Below are 14485 nucleotides of genomic sequence, written 5' to 3' on the forward strand. Positions count from 1 at the left end.
TTCCCGTAGGACCGACTGGCATTCATGGTTCAGGCTTGGTCAATCGGTCCCGAGCGGCGGCCGGCCTGTTCGACCGTCGCGGGCGGGGTTCTTTTCAAGCGCCACCTGCCCAAAAGCATCGTCCCACTTGTTTGCCGGCAGGGCAAGGAAAATAGGAATCCGGGCAGCGTCAGGCGCTCAGCGCCAGGGGGTCGGCATTGACGGTGCGAACGGGAGCAAGCTTGTCGCGCGGCGTCGGCCGTCCGAAATAATAGCCCTGGAAGCGGTTGCAGCCCGCCGCCTTGGCCAGCGCGAATTCTTCCGCGGTCTCAACGCCTTCCGCCACGATGGTGACGTCCTGGATGCGCGCGATCTGCCCAAGCGCGGAGACGAAGATCTGCGCCACCTGGTCATGGGCGAGGCTGCGTATGTAGGAGCGATCGATCTTGATGATGTCGATGGGCAAGGCCTTCAAATAGTTGAAGCCGCAATGGCCGGTGCCGAAATCGTCGAGCGCGATATGGAAGCCGAGGCCGCGCAAGGCTTCCAGGCGCCGCAGGATCTCGGGCGTGGCCGCGGTCGCCACCGTCTCGGTGATCTCGATGATGAATTGCGCCGCCGGGCGGCCGGTCTCCTTCAGCACGCGGTCGCACATGGTGACGATTTCGTCGCGCTTGAGCTGCTCGCCGGAGACGTTGATCGAGATGCGGCGCCCGGGGAAATAGCCGACATCGGCGCAAGCCCGCTTGAACACCCATTCGCCGAGCATGTCGATCAAGGTCGAGCGTTCGGCGATCGGAATGAACTCGGCCGGCGAGATCAGGCCGCGAACCGGATGCCGCCAGCGGATCAGCCCCTCCAAGGCATGGGTGGAACCGTCCGGGTTGACGATGGGCTGGTAGTGTAGTTCGAGTTCGCCGAGATAGATCGCCGCGCGCAATTCCCGTTCGACCAGACGGCGGTAACGCTTGTCGGACAGCATCTCCTCGTCGAACACGGTGACGCGGCCTCGGCCGGCCGCCTTGCTTTCATAGAGTGCCAGGTCGGCAACCAGCATCAGTTCCGTCGTGTTCGAGGCATGGGTGGGCGCCAGCGCCACGCCGAGCGAAATGGAGAGCGGAATGATTTTGCCTTCATGCGATTTGCCCGCCCGCATGGCATCCAGCAATTGCCTGACATTCTTGTTGATGGCGTTGAGGTCTGCGTGCGGGATGATGACGCCGAATTCGTCGCCGCCGAGGCGCCCGACCATGCTGCCGGCAAAGATGCGTTCGGCGGTCTTGACCAGATGCATGAGGGTGAGATCGCCGAACTGATGTCCGAACGTGTCGTTGAGCTGCTTGAAATGGTCGAGGTCGATCAGCAGCAGGGTTGCCTCGCGCCGCTCGCGCATGGTGCCAAGGCTGTCGCGCAGCGCTTCGAGAAAATAGCGCCTTGTCATCGCCCCGGTCATCGCGTCCCTGGTCAGGAAATGATGTTTTTCCGCCTCCGCCGCCTCCGCCGACCGCAAGCGATGGACGACGCTGCTGCGCATATACATCAACGCCAGCAAAGCGAGGCTCGTGGCCAGGATCGAGACGGCGAAGGCGCAGCCCGGCGGCAGGTCCCGCGAGATATTGAAAGCGCCAAGCGCTGCCGCGCCGATGCTGAGCACAAGCAGCGCCTGGATGCCGCGGTAGATCCGGCCGCTGTGGTTCTTGATCGTTGCCAGTATGCTCATCCGCCAGCCCCCGCGATGCAGGCTCACGGCTAGTGCGCAGCCGTTAAGAAGACATTGAATTCGCCGTCATTTCGCCTCTCGGCCCCATGCGGGGGAAATTCATGGTTAAGGAGAAAAAACCGGAATCTTCCTCACCTGGGCGAAACCGCCGGTTGCGCGCCGGCCGATATCGGCCGAGAATGTGTTTCGCCTCGATCAGCAGCGGCATTTGCCGCCGGTCGCTTCACCACCAGTTTCAGGACCAGACGATGAAGATCATTGCTTGCGGCAGCGTGCCGACCATTATCGCGCCGGAAAAGTATTTCACCGGCCGGGTTCTGCAGACGCCGATCGTCGAGACGGAGGTGCCGGCGCGGCTCAGGGCCACGCTGGTCGCCTTCGAGCCGGGCGCACGCACCCACTGGCACACGCATCCGTTCGGCCAGACGCTCCATGTCACCTCGGGCGCCGGGCTTGCCCAGGCATGGGGCGGCCCGGTCCAGGAGATCAGGGCTGGCGATACCATCTCGTTCGCCCCGGGCGAGAAGCACTGGCATGGTGCCGGGCCGAAAACCGCGATGACGCATATCGCCATGCAGGAGGCACTCGACGGCGTCCATGTCGACTGGCTGGAAGCGGTTTCCGGCGAGCAGTATGGCAGCTGAGTCCTGACCGGAGACGGCGGCCGCCTCCTCAGGCCTATCTGATCAGGTCAGCGATGCCGTAAAACGCTGGATGCGTGTGCAGGCTTCCTCCAGCAGCGCCTCCGATGTGGCGTAGGAGATGCGGAAGTTGGGGCCAAGGCCGAAGGCCGAGCCGAACACCACAGCGACGCCTTCGGCCTCGAGCAGTTCCGAACAGAAGGCCTCGTCGGTGCCGATCACCTTGCCGGCTTTCGTCTTCTTGCCGATCAGTTGGGCACAGGACGGATAGACGTAGAAGGCGCCTTCCGGCGACGGGCAGGTGATGCCGCGCGCCTGATTGAGCATCGATACAACCAGATCGCGCCTGCCTTGGAAGATCGCCTTGTTCCTGGCGATAAAGTCCTGCGGGCCGTTCAACGCTTCCACCGATGCCCACTGGGCGATGGTGCAGGCACCCGAAGTCTGCTGGCCCTGGATCATGTCCATCGCCTTGATCAGCTGGACCGGACCGGCGGCATAGCCGATGCGCCAGCCGGTCATGGCATAGGCCTTGGACACGCCGTTCATGGTCAGCGTGCGCTCATAGAGGGTCGGCTCGACCTCGGCGATGGTCTTGAAGACGAAATCGCCATAGGTCAGGTGCTCGTACATGTCGTCGGTCAGCGTCCAGACATGCGGATGCTTCAGCAGCACGTCGGCCAGCGCCCGCAGTTCGGCCTCGGTATAGGCGGCACCCGACGGGTTGGACGGCGAGTTCATCAGCAGCCATTTGGTCTTCGGCGTGATCGCCTTCTCAAGTATTTCAGCGGTCAGCTTGAAACCATTGTCGATGGAGGTGTCGGCAAACACCGAAGTGCCGCCGCAGATCGCCACCATCTCGGGGTAGCTGACCCAGTAGGGGCGGGGGATGATGACCTCGTCGCCAGGGTTCAGCGTCGCCATGAAGGCGTTGAACAGGATCTGCTTGCCGCCGGTGCCGACGATGGTCTGCTCGGGCCTGTAGTCGAGATTGTTCTCGCGCTTGAACTTCCTGGCGATCGCCTCGCGCAGCGGCAGGATGCCCGAAACCGGCGGGTACTTGGTCTCGCCACGGCGGATCGCTTCGATCGCCGCATTCTTGATGTTGTCGGGCGTGTCGAAATCCGGCTCGCCGGCGCCAAGGCCAATAATGTCACGGCCGGCATTTTTCAGCTCGCGGGCTTTCTGCGTCACCGCGATGGTGGCGGAAGGCTTCACGCGGGAAAGGGTGTCGGCAAGAAAGGCCATGACCTTTTGTCTCTCCAAAGGATCGGCGCGGCCAGGAGCGGCCGCGGCGCTTCTCATGTCGCATGCTGCCGCCAAGTGCAAGCATTGTCGGCTGGGCCAGCTATGGCGATGCGGTCAATGAGGCGTGATCAACGGAGAGTTCATTAACACAAGGTAGAGGCTTGCATGGCAGGATCGCAATCCAATTCCGCCAGTCGCGGAGCGAGGAACCCTTGTCGCGCAGCATCGGACTTGCCCATATTATCCGTCATGATGACGGCACCTCGTCAGGTGTCTGGGGCATCTACACGCTGCAAAGCGCCTTCCAGCCGATCTTCGCCTTCAAGGAGGGCAAGCTGCTGGTCGTCGCCTTCGAAGGGTTGATCCGGCCGTTTCGCGATGGCGAACCGCAATCGCCGATGACCTTCTTTTCGACCTGTCCGGCCGCCGACCGGCTGCATGTCGAGGCGCTGACCAGGACGCTGCATCTGCTCAATGCCGGCGCCTGCCTGCCGCAGGAGGCTTCGATCTTCATCAATTTCGATCCGTCCGTGTTCACCGAGCGGGCGGTCGCCGACAATGCCTTGCGCGAAATGCGGCTGGTGCTGCACGAGGCCGGCATCGATCGGGGCCGGGTTGTGTGCGAGGTGACCGAGCAGCGATCGGCATCGCAGGAGACTTTGTACGAGTTCGTCGCGGCATTGCGTGGCAACGGCTTTCGCATTGCCGTCGACGACTATGGCGCCGACGATTCCGACATCAACCGCGTCAAGGAGTTGAGACCCGACATCGTCAAGTTCGACGCTCGCTGGATCACGCAACTGATGGAGTCAGGCGCCGGCTTCGCGCTTTTGACCGCTATGGTGAAAAGCTTCGAGGAGCAAGCCATCCGCACCGTGTTCGAGGGCCTCGAAGAGGGATGGCAACTGGATCTCGCCGAGAAATCTGGAGCTTCGATGGTCCAGGGCTATGTGCTGGCGCGCCCCGAACTGGCGCCGACCAGCTTCCACGCCTTCGGCAAAGCCGGGGAGGAAACCGTCTCCGCCACCGCCGGGGCGGAGCCTGCGACGGCGACGCCGCGAACAGCACGACCGACGAAGGCCTTCGGGCGCAGGACGTCACCATGAGCCTGGAGCGGCGGCGCAATGTCGACGATGCGATCTTCGTCGACGAGGTCGGCATCGAATATGGTGTCCATGGCGATTTCCGCCTGCGCAGCGCCTACCAGCCGATCTTCGCCCCGCGCGGCCGCATCTTGCAGGCCGTGGCGGTCGAGGGCCTGGTCGAGCCGCGCCGTGCCGGCCAGCCAGCGTCCGCTCAGATGTTCTTCGAGAGCGTTGCATCGCCGGACCGGCTGTTTGTCGAGACCATGTGCCGGGCGCTGCATTTGCGGAATTTTCACAACATCGGCGTCGACGGGCTCGATCTGTTCTTCAACTACAATCCGGTGGTCAACGATCATCCGGAGCGGGCGCTGGCGGAGATCCGGCTGATGAGCAGGCATCTCGACGAGCTCGACCTCGCCCCTGGCATGCTGGTCTGCGAAATCACCGAGCAGGCGGCGGATGACGCGCTTCTGGCCCGGCTGGTGCGCGAAATGCGGCGCGACGGCATCCGTATCGCCATCGACGATTTCGGCACCGGCCATTCGACCGAGGAGCGGGTGAGTCTGCTCAGGCCCGATATCGTGAAGATCGATGGCGGCTGGTTCGCGGAATTCTGCCGCCACACTGCTGCCGAGCGGTTCTTCCGCCCGCTGGTGTCCAGCCTGCACGACCGCGGCGCCAAGGTTCTGGTCGAGGGCATTGAGCAACCCGTCCATCTGCGCGTCGCGCTCGAAGGCGGCGTCGACCTGGTGCAGGGTTTTCTTCTGGGCCGGCCGGCGCTGGCTGGTACCATCTTCGACGAAAAGCCGCTCGCCATCGATGCATTGCTGGGCAGGGACAACAATGTCGTGCCGCTCTTTGGCTAGGACCTTGCATCAGCGGTGCTGATGATCACGCCAAAACAAATCATTGGTTGAGGACGCCGGGGCTGCGATAATCGCGTCCGCACAAGGCAGCGCTTCGGGGACCGGCAATGATACTTTACAGCATGATCGACAGCGGCAATTGCTACAAGCCGCGCCTGCTAATGGCCAAGCTTGGCCTTCCCGTCACGACGATCGAAGTGAGTTCGCACACGGGGGAGACGCGAAAAGCCGATTTCGTCGCCAAGAATCCGAACGCCATGGTGCCGCTGCTCGAACTTGACGACGGCCGACGGCTGGCCGAGTCCAACGCCATCCTGCTTTATCTCGCCGAAGGCACGCGCTTCCTGCCTATGGACAAATATGAGCGCGGACTCGCGTATCAGTGGCTGTTCTTCGAGCAATACAGCCACGAGCCCTATATAGCGGTGCGCAAGGCGCTGCTGACCTTTCCCGAGAGGGCCAAGGAGGCCACGCCGGAGCGGCTGTCAGTGACACTGGAGCGCGGCAACAAGGCGCTCGGCGTGATGAACGGATACCTTGAAAACAATGCCTTCTTCGCCGGCAATGCGCTCAGCGTCGCCGATATCGCGCTCTATGCCTATACGCACACGGCGGAGCAGGGCGGTTTCCAGCTCGACGCCTATCCGGCTGTCGTGGCGTGGCTTGGCCGCGTGGAGGCGGATCCAGGGCATGTACCGATTGACTGGGTGGGGTAGAATTTGGCGATTGGTGCTCTTCTCCCCGTCCCTATACGGGGAGAAGATGGCGGCAGCCAGATGAGGGGCGGCGCCTGCCTTTGATAGTTTCGCGCTTGATTCAAAATGGGATAATCCTGGGGCATCTCGCTGCCCCTCATCGCCCTGCCGGGCGTTCGTCGTTCGAAAAGCCAAGCAGTTGGCTTTTCGTCCGCTGCGCGGACCACTTCTCAACTCCCCGTATAGAGACGGGGAGAAGGACGCTGTATTGATGCCGTCGCCTGAACCCCAGACAAACAAAAAGGCGGGACAAAGCCCGCCTTCCCATGCTTGGTAGCCTGATCGGGAGCGTCCGGTCCGAGCTGGCAGCTATCTGCTGTTCCAGCTTGTCGGGTCTTTCGCTCCGGCCCGCTTCTCGCGCGGCCGTCAGTACATCCGTGACTTGCCGCGCGCCCCGAGCTCTCGCCCGGCGCGCGCCATTCGCAAAATCAGGCTGCCTTGCTCAGAGACCCAGCGGACGACTTGCCAGTGCGGCGGTCCTGCTCGATCTCGAAGTTGATCTTCTGGCCTTCGACCAGGGTCGACAGTCCAGCGCGCTCGACAGCCGAGATGTGGACGAAAACGTCCGCGCCGCCGCTGTCAGGCTGGATGAAGCCGAAGCCCTTGGTGGCGTTGAACCACTTGACCGTTCCAGTTGCCATAAAAATAGTCCTTCACATTTGCTTTAGTTTGACCGAACCGAGGTCCAGCCGGTGTGCATCGAGATTTTGGAGATAGACGTCAGCAAACGCGAAGATCGCGAGGCCCGGATCGATCGGCCGAAATATCAATGGGGCTGATATAGGATGCTTTCGCACCAAAAACAAGACTGTGTGAGAAAGCCGTGATCGGAACGCCGCCCAAAGGCCGCCCTAATCCGGTGAAACCGTTGCGGCAGGTGGCGCGCCGTCCTTGGCTGCGGATCAGGGAAGAACCATGAAAACCATATTGCTTGCCGCTTGCCTCACGCTCGTGGCCGCCGAGGCGCAGGCAATCTCTCGCTACGACCCGACGCATATGAGCTGCGGCAAGATCCAAGCGACGATCGCGCGACAAGGCGCGGTCATCCTGCGCTACCAGTCGACGCGTGTCCCAGGGCTACCGCTTTACGACCGCTATGTGCAGAGCCAGCAGTTCTGTACCATGGGCGAGGTGAGGACGCGCGCCTATGTGCCGAGCGCCGACACGAAATCCTGCCCGGTCTACAACTGCAGGCGGCCGGACAATGACCGGCATTTCCGCCGACGCTTCTTCCACAATAACTAGGCCACGACGGTTCAGAACCCGAAGGACACCTGCGCCGCTGGCGGTGGGCCGACGCGCACGCCTTCCATGGCCAGCATCTTTTCCTTGGTGACGGAGCCGCCGGGCGCCGAGAAGCCGCCGATCCTGCCGCCGGCGGCGAGGATGCGATGGCACGGGATGACAAGGGGCACCGGATTGGCGCCAAGGGCCGCACCGGTCTCGCGCGGCAGACCGGCGTGGCCGGCACGCTTGGCCAGTTCGCCATAGGTGGTGGTCTCGCCATAGCCGAGTTTGCGCGCCGCGTCATAAATGGCGAGGCGGAAGTCGTCGACACCGTCGAGATCGACCGGAACATCGGTGAAATCGACATCCTCGCCCGCGGCATAAGCCTTGATCGAGGCGATCAGGTCGACCACCCATGGCGGCTGGGCCGTGGAGGCGGAAACGCCGGCGTGGCGCATCAGCCGCCGCTCCACTGCTTCGCGGCTGCGTTCGGGCAGGCAGAGCCGGATCAGGCCCTTTTCGCTCCAGGCGATGCCCATGAAACCGATCACTGTTTCTAACACTGCGTGGCCGGCTGTGATCGAAGCTGTCGTTTCCATAATGCACTCCTTTCCGCAAAGCGGCTAAATCCGGGATTCCTGCCGGTACATATCAGGAACAATATGGCATCACCCCTCACGTCTCGCCACCCGAAAACCTCCGGATGCCCCTGATTGCTACCCAGGAATCGCTGGTGTAAGGGAAATCTTAACAACCCGACAAACCGGACCCGAGCGCGGCTTGCCAGCAAAACAGATCCTTATCGCGATCGGCGTGATCGTGGCGGCGGCCGACATGAGCGGCTGCACCTCGACCTCGCAGATGAAAGCCGCGCCGTCCCTGACCGAAACCGCGACCGCAGCGGGCAGCGATGCGGGCTTCACCATACCACTGCCGGAAACGGTTTCGGTGCTGCCGCAACCGTCGGGTATCGCGCCCGTTCAAACGGCCGAATTGACGCCCGGCGCGGCGGCCGCGCCAGCTCTTGATCCGGCCACCCAACCCGCTGCCGCAACCGCCGCCTTTGCCGGAGCAACACCGGAGGCGCCGGCTTTACCCGCCTTGATGACGGCCAATGCCTGGCAGGCGCCGCCGCCGGCCAAAGCGGGTCAGCCAATCAAGGCGGCTCAGGCATACACGACCGCCGGGCTTATCGTGCCGGCGACCGCCAGCGCCGGCCAGAAAATGCCCGGCGTGCACCAGGTGGCCTATATGCTGCCGCAGAACCCGGCTGCCCTGGTGCAGTTCCCGTCGGCGCCGGTTGCTCCGGAGCAAGAGGAGCATGCCACCGGCATGCGCGGCGACGTCGACCGGCTGATCATCAAATATGCCGCCCTCTACGAGGTGCCGGTCGATCTGGTGCGCCATGTCGTCAATCGCGAAAGCACATACAACCCCAAGGCCTATAACAATGGCCATTGGGGGCTGATGCAGATCAAGCACGCGACGGCGCGCGGCATGGGTTACGACGGGCCGGCCAAGGGCCTGTTCGACGCCGAGACCAACCTGAAATATGCGGTCAAATATCTGCGCGGCGCCTGGCTGGTGGCCGGCGGCAATTCCAAGAAGGCCGATTGGCTCTACCAGACCGGCTACTATTTCGACGCCAAGCGCAAGGGTCTGCTCGAGGCGACGGGCCTTGGCGCCGACCGCAAGCGGCAGCCCGACGCCTGAGCGCGATGCCTGAACCGCGCCCGCCGGCTCCGAACGATATCCGGCTGCGCAAGATCCTCGACGAGACGCTGGTTACACCCCACTGGCCGGATGGCTTCGTCATGCGCTGTCTGAGGCACGGCGACGCGCCGGCCCTGCATGCGCTGCTGGGCGACGTGTTCGAGAACCGCGCCGACGAGCCATTCGACGACTGGTGGCCGCGCATATCAGGCGACCTCGAATTCGATCCGGATCTCTGTTTTCTCGTCATCGACGCCAAGGGCCGGCTCGCGGCGGCAGCACTTTGCTGGATGAGCGCTTTCATCAAGGATCTCGCCGTTCATCCCCAGGCGCGCGGCAAGGGCATTGGCGAAGCGCTGATGTGGCAGGCCTTCGCCGCCTTTCGCGACCGCGGTGCTGCCCATGTCGACCTCAAGACCAACACGGTCGAAAACGCCGCCGCCGTGCGGCTCTATGAACGGGTCGGCATGTTCGAGGTCGACTGGGAAGGCTGAAGCGCATCGCGTTGAAATGGCGACGCGCTTCAGGGGTTCTTTGTTAAAGCCTGGGGAACCCGAAAGCACGGCTTCGCATTCAGGGGCAGGGGATGGCTGACGAGCTGCCGACGCGTGGGAGGTGTCCGGCTCCAAAGGGAGACCCAACCCGCCGTGAAGCCTTTCTACGCATTTCTGGCGCTTGCGGTTGGCAGCATCCTGGCAGTCGCTCAAGCCCACGCGGTCGAGCTGTCGATCGTGTCGGGAGACACCGGCAACGGCATCAAGGTGCTTCGCGAGATCCTCGACCGTTACGAGAAAGAGAGCGGTAACGAGGTTTCCATCGTCGTCCTGCCGCCGTCGACGACGGACCAGTTCGGCCTGTACAGGCTGTGGCTTGCCGCCGGCAACAGCGATATCGACGTCTACCAGACCGACGTCATCTGGGCGCCGCAACTCGCCAGCCAGCTCGTCGATCTCACCGAAGCGACCAGGGATGTGGTCGGCGCCCATTTCCCGTCGATCATCCAGTCGCAGACCGTCAACGGCAGGCTGGTCGCGCTGCCAATCTTCACCGATGCGCCTGCGCTCTACTACCGCAAGGACCTGCTCGACAAATATGGCGCCAAGGTCCCTGCCACCTGGAAGGAGCTGGCCGAGACCGCCAGGCTGGTCATGGACAAGGAGCGGGCGGCCGGCAACAAGGATATCTGGGGTTTCGTCTTCCAGGGCAACGCCTATGAGGGGCTGACCTGCAATGCGCTCGAATGGGTGATGTCCAGTGGCGGCGGCCGGATCGTCGAGCCGGACGGCACCATATCGGTCAACAACCCTAAAGCGGCGCCGGCGCTCGATATGGTCAGGGGGTGGATCGGAACCATCTCGCCGCCCGGCGTGCTCGCCTATCAGGAAGAGGAATCGCGCGGCGTCTGGCAGACCGGCAATGCCGTCTTCATGCGCAACTGGCCCTATGCCTATGCGCTCGGCAACAGCGACAACTCGCCGATCAAGGGCAAGTTCGACGTGGCGCCTTTGCCGGCAGGCACTGGCGAGGGCGCCCGGCCGGTCGCGACGCTGGGCGGCTGGAATCTCGCGGTCTCCAAATATTCGAAGCATCCGGACACGGCGATCGGACTGGTCAAGTTCATCGCTTCGCCCCGGATGCAGAAATACCGGACTCTGAAGACGTCCAACCTGCCGACCATCCAGGCGCTCTATGACGATGCCGACATTGCCAGGCAGCAGCCGATCGTACCGCGCTGGAAGCAGATTTTTCTCAACGCCGTGCCGCGTCCTTCCGCGACTGTCAAGATCAAGTACAACGAGGCATCGAGCCAGTTCTGGACGGCCGTGCACAACACGCTTTCCGGCGAAGGCAGCGCCGCCGACAATCTGGCCGACCTCGAAGCGAGGCTTACCAAGCTGAAAGGCAAAGGCTGGTGAGCGTCGCGCCTGTCAGGCATTCGCGGCTGATGGCACAGCGCGTGCGCTCGGCATGGCTGTTCCTGGCGCCGATGCTGCTGGTGCTGGCCGCCGTTGCCGGCTGGCCGCTCATCCGCACCGTCTATTTCGGTTTCACCGACGCCTCGCTGGCGGACCTCGACGCCCGCCAGTTCGTCGGCTTCGACAATTATCTCTCGGTGCTGCGCCTGCCGAGCGGCCGGGTGATCTATGACGGGCTGCTCGTCGATCCGGTCTGGTGGAGCGCGGTCTGGAACACCGTGCGCTTCGCGGTGATCTCGGTGACCTGCGAGACGGTCCTCGGCACGATCGTGGCTTTGGTGCTCAACGCCAGCTTTCCTGGCCGTGGCATCGTCAGGGCGGCGATCCTCATTCCCTGGGCGATCCCGACGATCGTCTCGGCCAAGATGTGGCAGTGGATGCTCAACGACCAGTTCGGCATCATCAATGTCGTGCTGGTCAATCTCGGCCTGATCAGCCACAAGATCGCCTGGACCGCCAGCCCCGACACCGCGATGACGGCCGTACTCATCGTCGACATCTGGAAGACGACGCCGTTCATGGCGCTGCTCATCCTTGCCGCGCTGCAGATGCTGCCGGGCGAGATCATCGAAGTCGCCAGGCTCGACGGGGCAAACCCGTGGCAGATTTTCTGGCGGGTGACCTTGCCGCTCATCCGCCCCGCGGTGATGGTGGCGGTGATTTTTCGCGGGCTCGACGCGCTGCGCATTTTCGACCTGATCTATGTGCTGACGCCCAACAATGTGAACACCAAGTCGATGTCGGTGTTTACGCGGGAGAACCTGTTCGAGTTCGACAAGTTCGCCTATGGCTCCGCCGCCTCGACCCTGTTCTTCCTGATCCTTGCCCTGCTCACCATCGCCTATATCCGGATCGGCCGCATCAGCCTGGATGGAGGCCGCTGAGATGTGGATCGTGCGGCGCGCGGCCTTCTACCTGCTGGTCTTGGTGATCGTCTTCATTGCGGTGTTTCCGTTCTACTACGCCATCGTCACCAGCCTGAAATCCGGAACCGAGCTCTTCGAGCCCGGCCTTTGGCCGAAGACCTTCAGCCTCGGCAACTACCGCAACGTGCTGACCGAGGGCGCTTTCGTGCGCAATCTGGTGAACTCGCTCGTCGTCTCCGGGGCGGTCGTTGCGCTGTCGCTGCTGCTCGGCGTCACCGCCGCCTACGCGCTGGCGCGCATCCGCTTCCGTGGCCGCTCGGCCCTGCTGCTTGCGATCCTGTCGGTCTCGATGTTCCCACAGGTGGCAGTGCTTGCCGGCCTGTTCGAGATCGTCCGCATGTTCGGCCTCTATAACTCGCTGTTGGCGCTGATCTTCTCCTACATGATCTTCACTTTGCCGTTCACCGTCTGGGTGCTCACCACTTTCGTGCGCGACCTGCCGGTCGAGGTCGAGGAAGCGGCGATCCTCGATGGCGCGACACCATGGATCATCGTCACGCGCATCTTCCTGCCGTTAATGGGACCGGCGCTGGCGACCACCGGCCTGCTTGCCTTCATTGGCGCCTGGAACGAGTTCCTCTTCGCGCTGACCTTCACTTCCAACAATGCGCAAAGAACCGTGCCGGTGGCCATCGCGCTGCTTTCCGGCAATTCGCAGTTCGAAATCCCGTGGGGCAACATCATGGCCGCATCTGTGATCGTCACCGTGCCGCTGGTCGTCCTGGTGCTGATCTTCCAGCGCAAGATCGTCTCCGGCCTTACCGCCGGCGGGGTCAAGGGGTGAGGAGCGGTCGAAAGAATGTAGGAATCGGTCGGTGCACCCCGTCCTTGGGACGTAGAGCACCCTTGCCGGCACGCCGGCGCGACGAAGGAGCCGATCATGATCACCTTTCCCAATGAATCCGCCAGATACCGCACCGCCCGCGAAAAACTCTTGAAGAAGGAGATCGAGCTGCGCCGCGCCATGGAAGCCGTGGCCGAGGCGCGGAGCGCGCTGCCGCCGGGCGGCCTGGTGCCACGCGACTATGTGTTCGACGGGCTGGACATCGCCGGCAAGCCCACGCGGGTAAAACTGTCGGAGCTGTTCGCGCCCGGCAAGGACACGCTGATCCTCTATCAGATGATGTTTCCGCGTCATCCCCAGGAAACGCGCGACGTGGCCGTGAGCGGCGAGACGGCGAAATTGCCAAGGCAGGACCAGCCGTGCCCCTCCTGCACGGCGCTGCTCGACCAGTTCGACGGCGCCGTTCGCCATCTCGAAGCGGCCGGCTTCAACTTTGTCGTGGTGGCCAAGACCGCGCTGAGAAATCTGACGGCGCTTGGCCGCGACCGCGGCTGGAAGAATATGCGGCTGGTTTCGTCGGCCGGCAACAGTTTCAAGCGCGACTACAACGCCGAGGATGCGGATGGCGCGCAGATCCCGCTGCTGTCGGTGTTCCATCGCGACGGTGACAGCATCCGCCATTCCTGGTCGTCGGAACTCGGCTTCGCCGCCGGAACCCGGCCAGGACCCGCGCGCCATCGGCACCTGCGAGATCCTGTGGAACCTGATGGATTTTACCCCGGAAGGCCGGCCGGACTGGCACGAGCAACTGCAATATGGCGAGGCGTGCTGCCACTGAGGGGAGAGAGAACGCGCAACCTCGGCGCGTCTGCGGCGTTGGACAGTCAGAAGGATCATTCCGAGCGGAGATTTCAGATGAAAACGCTTCTGACTGTGGCAGCCGCGGCCCTGCTTGCCAGCGCGCCGGCCGTGCTTGCCCAAACGAACGGCACCAAATCGAACACGGTCGCGCCTGTGATGGCCGACAGCAAGGTCGACACCCAAACCTTCGTCACGACGGTGCCCAGCGCCAATGAGTTCGAAATCCAGTCGAGCAAGCTCGCCGAGGAAAAATCGTCGTCGAAAGACGTCAAGGCTTTCGCCAGCCGGATGATCAAGGATCACACCAAGGCTGGGGAGGACTTCAAGGCGGCGCTGAGCAAGGGCCAGACCACCGCTTCGGTCAAGCCCGCGGGGGTTGCCCTGCAGCCGAAGGAGCAGCAGATGCTCGACGAGCTGAAGGGCGCCAGCGGCAAGGCGTTCGACCAAAAATATATCCAGATGCAGACCGATGCGCACAGGGATGCGGTCGCGATGTTCAGCACCTATGCGCAATCGGGCGACGACCCGGCGATGAAGGAATTCGCCAAGAAGACGCTGCCGGTGCTGAAGATGCACGAGAAGCACGTGAAGGAACTGGGCGCCGCGCATCAGGGCTGAGGGCGTTGGGGGCGCGAACGGGTTGATGCCGCGCTCTACGGCGCCCCCCTCTGTCCTGCCGGACATCTCCCCCACCTGGGGGGAGA

General features: G+C 63.2%; 15 protein-coding genes and 1 pseudogene. 12 read left to right on the forward strand and 4 right to left on the reverse strand.

Annotation, left to right across the window (positions count from 1 at the left end; genetic code table 11):
• Positions 1 to 169: 169 nt before the first annotated feature.
• Complete coding sequence (locus FJ934_RS25150; RefSeq protein ID WP_140613119.1) at positions 170 to 1699, reverse strand: EAL domain-containing protein; 1530 nt, start codon at positions 1697 to 1699, stop codon at positions 170 to 172.
• 248 nt (positions 1700 to 1947) lie between these two features.
• Between FJ934_RS25150 and FJ934_RS25155 the strand changes: the two genes are divergently transcribed.
• The gene (locus FJ934_RS25155) at positions 1948 to 2343 is read left to right on the forward strand and encodes a cupin domain-containing protein (RefSeq protein ID WP_140613120.1); all 396 of its coding nucleotides are present in this window, start codon (positions 1948 to 1950) and stop codon (positions 2341 to 2343) included.
• 42 nt (positions 2344 to 2385) lie between these two features.
• Here the strand turns inward: FJ934_RS25155 and FJ934_RS25160 are convergent, their stop codons facing one another.
• Positions 2386 to 3588, reverse strand: a complete 1203-nt coding sequence (locus tag FJ934_RS25160) for a pyridoxal phosphate-dependent aminotransferase (protein WP_140613121.1) — start codon at positions 3586 to 3588, stop codon at positions 2386 to 2388.
• A gap of 212 nt (positions 3589 to 3800) precedes the next feature.
• On the opposite strand from FJ934_RS25160, the gene FJ934_RS25165 reads away from it, so the two are divergent.
• From FJ934_RS25165 to FJ934_RS25175, 3 genes are all read left to right on the forward strand, one after another.
• Positions 3801 to 4694, forward strand: coding sequence for an EAL domain-containing protein (locus tag FJ934_RS25165; RefSeq protein ID WP_140613122.1), 894 nt, complete (start codon positions 3801 to 3803; stop codon positions 4692 to 4694).
• Positions 4691 to 5539 (forward strand): EAL domain-containing protein, encoded by an 849-nt coding sequence (locus FJ934_RS25170; RefSeq protein ID WP_140613123.1) that lies wholly within the window; start codon positions 4691 to 4693, stop codon positions 5537 to 5539. Before FJ934_RS25165 ends, FJ934_RS25170 begins: the two co-directional genes overlap by 4 nt.
• A gap of 107 nt (positions 5540 to 5646) precedes the next feature.
• Positions 5647 to 6255 (forward strand): glutathione S-transferase family protein, encoded by a 609-nt coding sequence (locus FJ934_RS25175; RefSeq protein WP_140613124.1) that lies wholly within the window; start codon positions 5647 to 5649, stop codon positions 6253 to 6255.
• Between the two features lie 467 nt (positions 6256 to 6722).
• On the opposite strand, the gene FJ934_RS25180 is transcribed toward FJ934_RS25175, so the two are convergent.
• The gene (locus FJ934_RS25180; protein ID WP_015316174.1) at positions 6723 to 6935 is read right to left on the reverse strand and encodes a cold-shock protein; all 213 of its coding nucleotides are present in this window, start codon (positions 6933 to 6935) and stop codon (positions 6723 to 6725) included.
• Between the two features lie 274 nt (positions 6936 to 7209).
• Here FJ934_RS25180 and FJ934_RS25185 point away from each other — a divergent pair, with 274 nt between their 5' ends.
• Positions 7210 to 7539 carry a hypothetical protein gene (locus FJ934_RS25185; RefSeq protein WP_140613125.1) on the forward strand — a complete coding sequence of 110 codons (330 nt, stop codon included), beginning with the start codon at positions 7210 to 7212 and terminating at the stop codon, positions 7537 to 7539.
• 11 nt (positions 7540 to 7550) lie between these two features.
• Here FJ934_RS25185 and FJ934_RS25190 read toward each other — a convergent pair whose 3' ends face one another.
• Positions 7551 to 8120, reverse strand: coding sequence for a methylated-DNA--[protein]-cysteine S-methyltransferase (locus tag FJ934_RS25190; RefSeq protein ID WP_140613126.1), 570 nt, complete (start codon positions 8118 to 8120; stop codon positions 7551 to 7553).
• 181 nt (positions 8121 to 8301) lie between these two features.
• On the opposite strand from FJ934_RS25190, the gene FJ934_RS25195 reads away from it, so the two are divergent.
• The 7 genes and pseudogenes from FJ934_RS25195 to FJ934_RS25225 all read left to right on the forward strand — a co-directional run bounded on the left by FJ934_RS25195 (position 8302) and on the right by FJ934_RS25225 (position 14399).
• Positions 8302 to 9234, forward strand: a complete 933-nt coding sequence (locus tag FJ934_RS25195; protein ID WP_140613127.1) for a lytic transglycosylase domain-containing protein — start codon at positions 8302 to 8304, stop codon at positions 9232 to 9234.
• Positions 9235 to 9239: 5 nt separating this feature from the next.
• On the forward strand, positions 9240 to 9728 hold the full coding sequence (locus FJ934_RS25200) for a GNAT family N-acetyltransferase (protein ID WP_140613128.1): 489 nt from the start codon (positions 9240 to 9242) through the stop codon (positions 9726 to 9728).
• A 153-nt stretch (positions 9729 to 9881) separates the two neighbouring features.
• Complete coding sequence (locus FJ934_RS25205) at positions 9882 to 11150, forward strand: ABC transporter substrate-binding protein (protein ID WP_140613129.1); 1269 nt, start codon at positions 9882 to 9884, stop codon at positions 11148 to 11150.
• 29 nt (positions 11151 to 11179) lie between these two features.
• A complete protein-coding gene (locus FJ934_RS25210; RefSeq protein ID WP_140613133.1) occupies positions 11180 to 12094 on the forward strand; it encodes a sugar ABC transporter permease in 915 nt (304 codons plus the stop codon).
• Position 12095: 1 nt separating this feature from the next.
• Positions 12096 to 12920: a carbohydrate ABC transporter permease gene (locus FJ934_RS25215; RefSeq protein WP_140613130.1), complete on the forward strand. Its 825-nt coding sequence runs from the start codon at positions 12096 to 12098 to the stop codon at positions 12918 to 12920.
• 96 nt (positions 12921 to 13016) lie between these two features.
• Positions 13017 to 13758: pseudogene (locus FJ934_RS25220) on the forward strand (DUF899 family protein).
• A gap of 179 nt (positions 13759 to 13937) precedes the next feature.
• Positions 13938 to 14399 (forward strand): DUF4142 domain-containing protein, encoded by a 462-nt coding sequence (locus FJ934_RS25225; protein WP_246671633.1) that lies wholly within the window; start codon positions 13938 to 13940, stop codon positions 14397 to 14399.
• Positions 14400 to 14485: the final 86 nt, after the last annotated feature.

Origin of the sequence: Mesorhizobium sp. B2-4-12 (assembly GCF_006441575.1) — a bacterium.
Lineage (GTDB): Bacteria > Pseudomonadota > Alphaproteobacteria > Rhizobiales > Rhizobiaceae > Mesorhizobium.